The following is an 11,637-nucleotide window of genomic DNA, read 5'->3' on the forward strand; positions in this document are numbered from 1 at the left end:
AAGGAGCCCGCATGCCCCGGCTGAGTGTCGTCGTCCCCGTCCGTCACGCCCGGGGACGGCTCCGCGCCTGTCTGGAGTCGGTGCTCGGACAGTCGTTCACGAACTTCGAGGTGATCGGGGTCGACGACGGGGCACCGGACGGTTCGGGGCTGCTGTTCGACGAGTTCGCCGCCCGGGACGACCGGGTGCGGGCCGTCCACCTGCCGCCGGGGGCCGGCCCGGACGGGCGACTCGGCGCCGGGGCCGAACGCGCCACCGGGGACTACCTCGTCCTCCTGGAGGGCGATCACGTACTGCTCCCCGGCGCCCTGGCGGCCGTCGCCGACCGGCTGGCCGCCACCGGCGACCCGGACGTGCTGCTCTTCGGCCATCACCGGCGGCCGTTCCGGGGGCGCTCGCGGCCGGCCCGGTCGCTGGAGCTGCTCGCCGCTCTGCCCGACGGCAGGTTCACCCTCGCCGAACATCCCGGGCTGCTGGACATCGCGCCGGTCCGCTGGAACCGGGCAGTGCGCCGCGCCTTCCACCAGGAGGGGGGCCCGTCGTTCGGGCCGGGGCCGTACGGGGAGCGGGTGTACGCGCTGCGCACCCTCGTCGCGGCCGGATCCGTCGCGGTACTCCCCCTCGCCTGTGTCGAGCACCGCGGCCGACGGCCGCTGCCCGCCCAGCGGACTGCCGGAGCCCGGCGGACGGACGCGCCGGAACGGACCGCCGGGGCAAAACCGGCGGAGGTCCCGGCGCCGCACGCGCTCGTCGACGCCTGCACCGGCCTGATGGAGTTCGTCCGGGACCGGTCGCCGGCGCACCCCGTACCGGTGCTGCTCTTCGAGCGGGCGATGCGCGAACTCGTCGCCGAGTACGGGGCGGTGACCCGTCGGCGCCGGCGCTACGTGCGGTCGGTGGCGGCCTTCCACCGCGCGCACCGGCCCGTCGGCCACCGCTTCCCGGCGGGCGCCGCCGGTCTGCGACCGCGGCTGATGGGCGGCGGCCGGTATGCCGCGCTCCGCGCCCTGGACGCCGCGCTGGGCCTGCGCCGGACCCTGCGGGCGGTGCCCGGCAGGCTCCGTTCGCGGGTCCGCCGCGCGCTCGTCGGGCCGTACTACTGGTGGCAGCGCAGGCTTCCGCTGGATCCGCGGCTCGCGGTCTACGCGGCGTACTGGAACCGGGGGGTGAGCTGCAATCCGGAGGCGGTGTTCCGCAAGGCCGGGGAGCTCGCTCCCCGGGTGCGCGGCGTGTGGGTGGTGGCGGAGAACCAGGTGGACACGGTGCCCGAGGGGGTCGACCACGTGGTGCCGGGGACCCGCCGCTACTGGCGGCTGCTGGCCCGTGCCACGTACTTCTTCAACAACGTCAACTTCCCCGACCACCTGGTCAAACGCCCCGGCCAGGTCCATGTGATGACCCACCACGGCACCCCGCTGAAAATCATGGGGATCGATCAGCAGGACTATCCGGCGGCGGCCCAGGGGCTGAACTTCGACCGGCTGCTGCGGCGCGTCGACCGGTGGGACTGGAGCGTCTCCGCCAATCCGCACTCCACGGAGGTGTGGGCGCGCGCCTACCCCGGCACCGCCCGCCCCCTCGAATCCGGCTATCCGCGCAACGACGCGCTCACGACGGCGACCCCGGAGCACATCGCGGCGATCCGCCGGGGTCTCGGCATCCGGCCCGGTGCGCGCGCCGTCCTGTACGCGCCGACGCACCGCGACTACGAGGCGGCGTTCACCAGCAGGCTCGACCTGGTCCGGTTCTGCGAGGCGCTCGGCCCGGACACCGTGGTGATGGTCCGCGCCCACTACTTCTACGAGGGCGCCGGGCTGCCCGCGCACCCCTCGCTGCTGGACGTCTGCGAGCATCCGCGGATCGAGGAGCTGTGTCTGGCGGCGGACGCGCTGGTGACGGACTACTCGTCGGTGATGTTCGACTACGCCCATCTGGACCGGCCGATCGTGGTGCACGCCCCGGACTGGGAGACGTACCGCACGGTGCGGGGGGTCTGCTTCGACCTGTTGTCCGGGCGGCCCGGCGACACCCCGGGGGCGGTCTCCGGGAGCACCGACGAGCTGATCCGGATCTTCCGCGACGGCGATTGGCGCAGTCCGGCGAACGAGGCGCTGCGGGCCGCGTTCCGGGCCCGGTTCTGCCCGTACGGGGACGGCCGCGCGGCGGAACGGGTGGTACGGCGGGTGCTGCTGGGGGAGGACGCGGAACCGGCGGCCGGACGGGTCCGGTGACCGGTCCCGTCCGGCGGTGCGCGGTCAGCGCCGCTGACCGGCCATCACCGTGACCAGGCCGACGACCACGAGCAACGAGCCGCCCCAGGTCCACATCGAGGTCCGTTCGTGCAGCACGGTCGCCCCGGCCAGCACGATCAGCAGGTACCCGAGTGCGTTGAACGGGTAGGCGATGGACAGCGGGACCGTCGCCAGGGTGGTCATCCAGGCGACGGCGGACACCGCGAAGACGACGAGGCCGAGCACCACCCAGGGGCTGGTCGCGGCACGCAGGGCGACGGACCCGCCGCCGTGCGCGGCGGCGGACGCGGCCCCCTTCATCCCGTGCTTGAGCATGATCTGGCCACCCGCCGAGGAGAACACGGCGAACAGCAGCAGCATCAGGCTGGTGAGGGTCAAGGTCTTGCTCCTGACTGTGCCGGCCGGGGTCCCGGACGCCGGGGCGGGGGCGGGACGGGGAACGGTGGCGTCGCGGGCCGTCGGCCGCTCCCCACCGGGCTCAGGCGCCGACCCGGTCCGCGGGGACGTACTGTCGGTTGAGGATGTCCTGAACATCGACGTGCTCTCCAGCGATGATCGTCTCGGCCGCGTGCGGGGTGAGCAGGGCGACGTACTGATAGCCGAACAGCGTCGGCCGGATCCGGGTGAGCAGCTTCGACAGTCCGTTCAGGACCGCCGGGAGCGGCCCGCCGCCGAGCAGCGCCCAGAACGGGGCACCGGTGGACGCGAGGTGCAGGACGTCGTATCCGGCGCCGCGGACGGTGCGGCGCAGGCTGGCCCGGGTGAAGAAGCGCAGATGTGTTTCGTCGAGGATGCCGCGCCGGTCGTAGTCGAAGACCCCGAGCGCGACCCGCAACCGCGAGTACCAGTGACTGAAGTTCGGTACGGAGAGCAGCACCTGTCCGCCGGGGCGCAGCACACCGGCGATCTCGGCGAGCACCCGCTCGGGCCGGGAGAGGTGTTCGATGACGTCACCGGCGACCACGTAGTCGTAGCCGGTGCCGATCGCCGCGGGCAGTCCCGCCTCCAGGTCGGCGAGGTGGAATCGGGTGCACTTCTCGCGCACGCCGGGGACCTCGACGTAGTCCACGCCCGTCACCTCGTGGCCGAGGGATTCGAGACGCTCGGCGAACAGGCCGCCCGAGCAGCCGAGGTCGAGGACCCGGCCGGGCGGCAGGCCGCGCATCCGTTCCAGGATGACCGCGTGCGAGGAGCCGTCGCCCTCCTTGAACGCGTACTCGACGGGTTTGGGGATCCAGCGGCAGGTGCCGAATCCCTTGACGGCGAGCCGGTATTCGAGGACGTCCTTGACGACGTCCTTCGCGTATTTCATGCCGTTGACGTAGCAGATCTCGTCGCCGTAGAAGGTGGGGACCGGGATCTCCCTGATCCGCATTCCGGCGTCGAGGAGCTGGACGATGATCTGGGTGTCGAAGTCGAACGCGTCGGTGTTGCGGTCGATCGGCAGTTTCCTGAGTGCGGCGACGCTGTAGGCGCGGTATCCGGAGTGGAATTCGGTGAGCCGCGAGCCGAGGAGGACGTTCTCCAGTCGGGTGAGAACGCGGTTGCCGAGCCATTTGTACACCGGCATGCCGCCCTTGAGCGCGGAGCCGGATTTCATCATGCGCGAGCCGAACACGGCCTCGCATTCGCCGCGTTCGATCGGTGCGACCATGTCGGGCAGGAATTCGGGAGCGTACTGCCCGTCGCCGTGCAGCAGCACGACGATGTCGAGTCCGTGCTCGGCGGCCAGGGCGTATCCGGCCTTCTGGTTCCCGCCGTACCCGAGGTTCTTGGTGTGCCGCATGACGACGGTGCGCGGCATGCCCTCCGTCTGCGACCAGCGGCAGCCCGCGGTGAAGGTCGCGTCATGGCTCGCGTCGTCGAGGATGAGGATCTCGGCGATCTTGGACCGGAAGTCCTCGGGGATGCGGTCGAGGGTCCTCTCCAGCGTCGTCTCGGCGTTGTACGCGACCACCAGGATGCCGATCCTGGGGCTCGGGCTTTCCGTCACGGGGCGTTCTCCAGTCGTGCTCGCGGGTACTCGCTGATCGGTGGTTCGGTGCTCGAAGGGCCGTCGCCCCGGAGGCGGTGGAGCGGTGGGGCGCGGCCCGGCGCCCGGTCACGTGACGGGGGAACCGGTGGGCCGCGCGGCACGGGGGGCCGGGTCCGGGGCCTCGGCGGCGCCCCACGGGGGCGGGGCCGGCGGTGCGGCGAGGATCCCGCGGACCCCGGCGGCCAGGCCGAGGGCGAGGACGACCCAGCCGGCCTCGCCCAGGTGCAGCACCGTGTCGCTCCAGCGCACGGCGGAACGCCCCTGGTAGCCGAGGAGGGCGGTCAGGCCGAGCAGGCAGCTGTACACGGCGCCCTCCCGGAAACCGATGACGAAGAGCCCGGCGGCCGCCCAGGTCAGGTACTGGAGCGCGGACGCGGTGGAGAGGAGGAGCAGCAGTCCCATCGTGAAGCCGACGACCACCGGCAGTTGCGCGGGACGCAGCAGGGCCAGCCACACCCCGGCCGCCGTGCAGGCCAGGACGAACAGGAAGTGACCGTCGCCCTGGACGAAGCCGATGAACGAGTCCGGCAGTCCGAGCACGTCGGCGAACCGGACGATGCCCCAGAGGCGCCAACTGCCGCCCGCGTACTCCAGCACGTTCCGCATGAGGTGCTCCGGCACCGTCACCAGGACCGGACCCCAGACCAGGGCGATCAGGGCGGTGAAACCGGCGGTGAAGCGCGACAGGGCCGGGCGGCCCGCCCGCAGCGCGACGACGAACAGCGCCGGGATCGCCACCACGGGGACGAACTTGACGCTGATCGAGAGCGCCGCGACCACCCCGGCGGCCAGCGGCGACCTGCGGTCCACCAGGAGGTGGGCGGCGGCCAGGACGAAGGTGATGGCGACCGCGTCGGTGTTGCCGTGGTAGCCGGAGGTGGCGATCAGTACCGGGCTGAGGGCGACACCCGCCCCGCAGGCGACCGCCGCGCCGAGGGAGGCGCGGCGGCGCACGATCTCGAACACCAGCAGGGCGCAGAAGAAATCGGCGATCGAGGCGGGTGATCTGATCAGGGTTCCGAACGGGATTCCGAGTCCGGAGAGTTCATGGAGGCCGAGCAGCATCCACCCGGCCAGCGGCGGGTGGTTGTAGACGGGCAGTCCCGGCAGCGGCTGTTCGTAGATCCGAATGGGGCCGTACCGCACGACGGCCGCGGCGAAACCGCTGAAGATGTGCACATCAGCCGGACCTGGTTTGTTCGCCGCGATCAGCATTCGGGTGAGGAGACCCGCGGCCGCTGCGGCGAGCACCACCGTTCTCGCCCGCCGCACGTCCCGGGTCACACACCGCATTCGGATACCCATGAATACAGAACGTAGCAACATGAGGACTCCACGTGACGCAATGATGCGCGCACGCACGGGTATCGAGGTGTCAATTCCATGCAAAGCGGCACGGGCATCCGCATTCCCGTGTCACTCGGACGGCCCAGCGGCAACCGGGGGGTCCTTCCGCAGCATGCGGTCGGCGACGGCCGCGGCGGCGTGCCCGTCGTCGAGGTCGCAGAAGTCCCGGCGGAACGCCTCGTACGCCCGCGCGTGCGGCTCGGTGGCACGCTCCGGGTCGCGCAGCGCCTCGATGAGGCCGGTGGATCCGGGGATCAGCGGGCCGGGGGCGCGGGCCTCGAAGTCGAAGCAGAACCCGCGCAGCGTGTCGCGGTAGTGCGCCAGGTCGTGGGTGTGGAACAGCATCGGGCGGCCGGTGAGGGCGAAGTCGAACATCAGTGAGGAGTAGTCGGTGACCAGGACGTCGCTGATCAGCATCAGTTCGCCGACGTCCGGGTGGCGCGAGACGTCGCGGACGAAGCCGGTGCCGCTGTCCGGGAGCCGGTCGGTGACGAGGTAGTGGCGGCGCACCAGCAGGACGGTGCCGGCGCCGAGTTCGCGTTCCGCCTCGGCGAGGTCGAGCCTCAGGTCGAGGGCGTACCGGCCGCCGCCCTGCGGCCGGTCCTCGCGCCAGGTCGGCGCGTACAGCACGACCCGTTTGTCCGCGGGGATGCCGAGCCGTTCCCGTACGGCCGCGGCGACCTTCGTCCGGTCCGGGGCGCGGAACAGGTCGGTGCGGGGGTATCCGCACTCCAGGACCTCGCCCTCGTACCCGAACGCGCGTCGCAGGACCGGGGTGGAGAAGCTGTTCGGGGAGACCAGGACGCTCCACTGGCGGGCGCGGTGCGCGATGGTGGCGATGTACGCGGCGTTGGCCTGCGCGGTGCCGGCGAGGTCGAGGCCGATGCGTTTGAGGGGGGTGCCGTGCCAGGTCTGGACGACGAACTGGCCGTCGCGCCGCTCGAACCATTCCGGGAGCTGGGTGTTGGTGACGATGTGACGGCTGGTCGCCAGCGCCTCGTGCCACGCGGCCGAGCCGTGTTCGACGGCGGTGACGCCGTCCGGGACGCGTGCCTGCTGGTCGCGCACCACCCACAGGTGCTCGTGGTCGCCGCCGCGCCGGATCAGCTCCTCATGGACGGCGCGGGGCGAATCGGAGTACTGGCGGCCGTCGAAGCTGCTGTACAGCACGGTGTCGCGCAGCGGCCCGGTGCTCAGGTCCCGGTACGCCCCGCGCAGCAGCCGTTCGGCGCGCGGGCCGCGTTCCGCGGCGGTGAGCACCGGCGCGGAGGCGATCAGCAGCTGGTCGTGGAAGCGCCGTTCGACGGTGTAGTCCCGGCCGCCGAGGGTGCGGGTGGCCGGGAGCGCGCGGTGCGAGGCGACCGGGATGCGCAGCGGGGCCTCGTACGCCTCGGTGCCGTCGGCGGTGCGCTCGCGGAGGAAGAGGTACCAGTGCCCCCGGCCCAGCGGGAGCGGCCCGCCGGGGCCGTCGACGGCGTCCGGCCGGAGCACCGCCCGGAAGCGCCGTGCCCCGGATTCCCCGGAGAACGCGATGGGGAGGACGGTCTCCTCGTCGTGCGCGCCGTGCCGGGCCACGAGTTCGACGGGACGTCCCGGGAGGTCGGGGTAGGTGCCCTCCAGGACGAGTCGGCCGTCGTGCGCCCAGGTCGCCAGGTCGGCGGCGGGCTGGACGGTGCGGTCGCTGATCAGCAGGTTGCCCCGCGCGCTCGCGGTGAGCCCGAGTTCGCGCCGCACGCCCCCGGTTCCGTCGGCGCCCCCGTCCGCGCCCGTCTCCCCGTCCGCGTGCCTGTTCCCGTCCAGTGGGTAGCGGCCCGGGAGGACCGGGCCCGGTACGTCGATCGGTGTCCTGCGGCCGTCCGGCCCGACGAGGCGCAGGCTGTAGGCGACCTGTGCGGGTGACGTGCCCTCGCCCGCTGCGGGCCGGGCCTCGGCGAAGGCGTCGAGCGGCACGTCGGCGGTGAAGCGCCGCCACCGCGCGGCCGGGGACCCGGCGTCCTCGTGCACCGTCACCGGGCAGTCGAAGGAGGTCCCGGAGGGGTGGTGGGTGAGGGAGAGGCGCAGCGGCTCCCTGCCGAGCCGGTCACGGACCATGCCGTCGATCACCACACCGGCCGGCCCGGTGTCGGTGCCACGCGCCCGGTGCGACTCGAAGCGGGCGTCGATCCGCTCCGCGTGCAGCACCAGCGTGCCGCCCTCGAAGGCGGGCACGATCCGGTGGTCGCCGTCGGGCCGGTGCACGGGCGGCGGGGCCGGGGCCTCGTTCGTCGAGAGGCCGGAGCGGCGCAGCATGCCGTGCCCGGCGATGCCGATCTCCGCCCGCCAGGTGAGGCGTCCGGGTCCGCCGGTGGCGTCGATGCGGAGCCGGGCCGGGTCGATGACGGTCTCGAAACCGGACCGGTCGTAGTCGTGCAGGCTCTGCCGCGAGCGGGCGGTGGCCTCGGGGTCGACGACCGTGCGCAGTCTCAGCGGCACCAGGTGGCGGCGCCCGGCCCGCAACCAGCCTGCCCGGAACTCGCTGCCGCGCGAGGTGGCGGGGAGGTTGCGGATGTAGGCGTGGCCGGACAGGTGCAGCCTGCCGTCGCGCCACCGGGCGTCCCGCAGCCGGGCGGTGAGCGGCAGGTCCCGTTCGGTGACCCGCAGCACCCGGGGCGGCACCGGGGCGCTGAGCACCGGGAGGGAGGCGCTGCGCCGGCGCGCGCCCCGGACCGCGAAGGCGCCGGGTTCGGCCTTGTCGTGTGCGAGCAGTGCCAGCAGCTCGTCCGTCCGGCGCTCTCGCGCCAGGTGCCACATCAGCCGCAGCCGCAGCGGGAGCGCGTCCAGGACCGCGGGGTCGACCTGGTCGGTGAACTCGTTGGCGTAGGTGAGGAACGCCCGCCGGTACTCCTCGTCGCCGTCGGGCAGCGCCTCCATGAAGTACCACAGGTCGTTGGCGAGGACGTGGGCGTCGTAGCGGCGTTTGTCGGCGGCGCCGCGGTGCTCGTCGAGGAAGGCGGAGACGCCGAGGACGTGCGAGGCCCGGTCCTGGACGCCGCGGACGACGGCGCGGCGGGAGGTGATCGAGCCCGCGCGTTCGCGCCAGTGGTAGACGGTGTCCTTCAGCACGTCGACGGAGCGGGCCAGGAAGTGGGCGGGCAGGACGACCGGGACGTCCTCGTAGAGCGCGCCGACGGGGAAGGCGAAGGCGTGCTCGTCCCAGAAGGAGCGGCGGAAGACCTTGTTGCAGGCGATCCGGTCGGCGGCGAGTTCCCAGTCGCGGGTGATGTGGGTGCGCAGCCGGGTCGTCGCCATCGGCGTGCGGAAGTTGGGCGACTGCTGGAGCTTCCCGGAGGGCTTCAGCCGCAGCACGTTGCCGGAGGCGAAGTCCGAGCCGGTCTCGTCCAGGGCCGCGAGGAGCAGTTCGTACGCGCGGCGCGGCAGCACGTCGTCGCTGTCGGCGAAGGCGAGGTGGCGGGCGCCCGGGTGGCAGTGGCGGACCCCGGTGTTGCGGGCGTGCCCGAGTCCGCCGTTCGCCTGGCTGACGAGCCGGAACCTGCCGTCCCGGGCGGCGAATCCGGTGGCCACGGCCGCGCTGCCGTCGGTGGATCCGTCGTCGACCATCACCACCTCCAGGTCGGTCATGGTCTGCTCCGCGAGGGACTTCAGGCAGTCCGTCAGGTAGAGCTCCACGTTGTGGACGGGTACGACGACACTGAGCCGTGGCGGCATGGCGGGACGTCCTTCATCGGGGCCTGACTGTGCGTACGGCTCAACCGCGAGGACGCCCCGGGGTCACCGGTCGCGGTCTCTCCCGAACGGATGACATCGGCCGCGGCGTGCTTACGCACCGCCGTTCGGAGAGCACGGGACGGCCTTCACGTGCCCTCGTCCAGGAACAGCCGCCGCACCACGCGCTCGGCGGCGTGCCCGTCGTCGTACGGGCAGAAGCGCTCCCGGAACGCGGTCCGCAGCCGGGCCGCCTCCGCCGAGCGCCACTCGCCGCCGCGCAGCGCCTCCAGCAGTTCGTCGTCGGTGGTGGTGACCGCGCCCGGGGTGTCGCCGGGACGGCCGGAGAGCAGGTCGAAGTAGGTGCCGCGGGAGGCCCGGTAGGCGGCCCAGTCCGGGGCGTGGGTGATGATCGGGCGGTCCAGGCAGGCGTAGTCGAACATCAGCGACGAGTAGTCGGTGATCAGCGCGTCGGAGGCCAGGCAGAGTTCCTCGACGGACGGGTACCCGGTCACGTCCCGCACCCGGGCGTCGTCGCCCAGGCGCGCCGAGCGGCCGTAGAAGTAGTGCGCCCGCACCAGCACCACGTACCGCGGCCCGAGTTCGCGGGTCAGCCGGTCCAGGTCGACCAGGGGGACGAAGCCCTTGCGGTAGTCGCGGTGGGTGGGCGCGTACAGCAGGACGGTGCGGTCCGGGCCGATCGCGAGGCGGCGGCGGATCTCGGCGGCTCGTTCGGGTCCTGCGGTGAAGTAGACGTCGTTGCGCGGGTAGCCGAGGTTCAGGTGCTCGTAGCCGGACGGGTAGACCCGGTCCCAGATCTCGGTGGTGTGCGGGTTGGCGGAGAGCGAGAGATCCCACTGGTCGGCGTGGGCGACGATCCGTTCCAGTCCGGCGCCCCGGGTGAGGGCGGGGTAGGCGCGCTGGTCCAGGCCCATGGTCTTCAGCGGGGTGCCGTGATGGGTCTGGAGGTAGCGCTGGCCGGGACGTTTGGTGAACCCGCCGGGAAAGCTGGAGTTGTTGATCAGGTAGGTGGCGCTCGCCATGGCCCGCCAGTAGGCGCGGGAGCCCTCGATGACGTACGGGACGCCGGGGGGCATGCGGTCGAGGTGGCGGGAGGAGACGGCCCAGACGCCCCGGACGTGCGGGGCGAGTTCGAGGGCCTTGGCGTGGATGGCGGCCGGGTTGCAGGCGACGCCGCGGTTCCAGTAGGCCCCGTAGACCGCGAGGCCGGGGTTGAGCGGGCGGTGCAGGTCGGTGCGGTAGGCGGCCCGCATGACCCGGGACCGCAGCGTCTTCCTGCGGGCCAGCAGGGCGGCCCGGCCGCGGGTGCGGGCGGTGCGGGCGGTCTCCCGGGCGAGGAGGGACGCGTAGCTGCCGGGAAGGGCGGCGGCGCGGTGGAAGGCGGCGCGGTCCTCGGGGGCGATCCGGCCCGGGTCGTCGCGCACGGCGCTCAGGTGGCGGACGCGGGCCTCCTCGGTCCGGGGGTCGTGGCCGGTCTCGGCGCGCAGGCGTTCGTAGGCGTCGAGTACCGCGAAGTGGCCGCGACCGGGGGTGGTGGCGAAGGTGCCCCCGCGACGCACGCGGTGGCGGACGCAGATCCGGTCGAGGGCGCCGAGGGTGCCCGCGTCGGCGGCGAGGAGGCCGGCCCGCAGGACGGGAAGGACGTCCTCGTACGGTCCGTCGGTGAAGCGCAGTCCGTGCGTGGTCCACAGGGAGCGGCGGAACAGGCGCGGGACGGTGGTGGACAGGGCGTCGCGCACGAGGCCGGACGCCGTTCGCGGCGTCCGCTCCCGGCCCACCGCCCCCCGCTCCGGCACCGTCGGCCCGCGCCCCGCCCCGTCGGTGTCCCCGTCGGCGTCCCCGGGTCCGGGCTCCGGGGTGGTGACCTCGCCCCACCAGTCGACCCGGTCGTGCCCCAGCAGGAGCACATCCGGTCCGCCCCCGGCCAGCCGCTCGGTCATCGCCTCCAGCGCGCCGGGGCGCAGCAGCGCGTCGCCGTCGAGGAAGAGCAGATACCGCCCGCGCGCCTCGGCCGCCCCGGCGTTGCGGGCCGGACCGGTGCCCCGGTGTTCGGGGAGGGTGAGCACCCGGACCCGCGGGTCGCGGGCCGCGAACTCGGCGGCGATCCTGGCGCTGCCGTCCCGCGACGCGTCGTCGACGACGATCAGTTCGGGTCCGTCCGGGCCCTGGCCGAGCACGGACTCCAGGGTGGCCCTGAGGTATCCCTGGGCGCGGTGGACGGTGACGACGACGCTGAGGAGCATGGCAGTCGAGGATAACGACCTCGTCGTACCGCCCCGT

General features: G+C 73.2%; 6 protein-coding genes. 1 reads left to right on the forward strand and 5 read right to left on the reverse strand.

Annotated elements, in window-relative coordinates; translation table 11 throughout:
• Positions 1 to 11: 11 nt before the first annotated feature.
• A complete protein-coding gene (locus ACF1CT_RS22650; RefSeq protein ID WP_391785714.1) occupies positions 12 to 2,231 on the forward strand; it encodes a CDP-glycerol glycerophosphotransferase family protein in 2,220 nt (739 codons plus the stop codon).
• Between the two features lie 24 nt (positions 2,232 to 2,255).
• Here ACF1CT_RS22650 and ACF1CT_RS22655 read toward each other — a convergent pair whose 3' ends face one another.
• From ACF1CT_RS22655 to ACF1CT_RS22675, 5 genes are all read right to left on the reverse strand, one after another.
• On the reverse strand, positions 2,256 to 2,630 hold the full coding sequence (locus ACF1CT_RS22655) for a hypothetical protein (RefSeq protein ID WP_391785715.1): 375 nt from the start codon (positions 2,628 to 2,630) through the stop codon (positions 2,256 to 2,258).
• 100 nt (positions 2,631 to 2,730) lie between these two features.
• Entirely contained in the window at positions 2,731 to 4,245 is a 1,515-nt protein-coding gene (locus tag ACF1CT_RS22660; protein WP_391785716.1) for a methyltransferase domain-containing protein, read from the reverse strand.
• 108 nt (positions 4,246 to 4,353) lie between these two features.
• Positions 4,354 to 5,592, reverse strand: a complete 1,239-nt coding sequence (locus ACF1CT_RS22665; protein WP_391785717.1) for a hypothetical protein — start codon at positions 5,590 to 5,592, stop codon at positions 4,354 to 4,356.
• Between the two features lie 111 nt (positions 5,593 to 5,703).
• Positions 5,704 to 9,339 carry a CDP-glycerol glycerophosphotransferase family protein gene (locus ACF1CT_RS22670; protein ID WP_391785718.1) on the reverse strand — a complete coding sequence of 1,212 codons (3,636 nt, stop codon included), beginning with the start codon at positions 9,337 to 9,339 and terminating at the stop codon, positions 5,704 to 5,706.
• A gap of 146 nt (positions 9,340 to 9,485) precedes the next feature.
• Positions 9,486 to 11,600 carry a CDP-glycerol glycerophosphotransferase family protein gene (locus tag ACF1CT_RS22675; protein ID WP_391785719.1) on the reverse strand — a complete coding sequence of 705 codons (2,115 nt, stop codon included), beginning with the start codon at positions 11,598 to 11,600 and terminating at the stop codon, positions 9,486 to 9,488.
• Between the last annotated feature and the right edge of the window lie 37 nt (positions 11,601 to 11,637).

Origin of the sequence: Streptomyces sp. NPDC014734 (assembly GCF_043083325.1) — a bacterium.
Classification (GTDB): domain Bacteria; phylum Actinomycetota; class Actinomycetes; order Streptomycetales; family Streptomycetaceae; genus Streptomyces.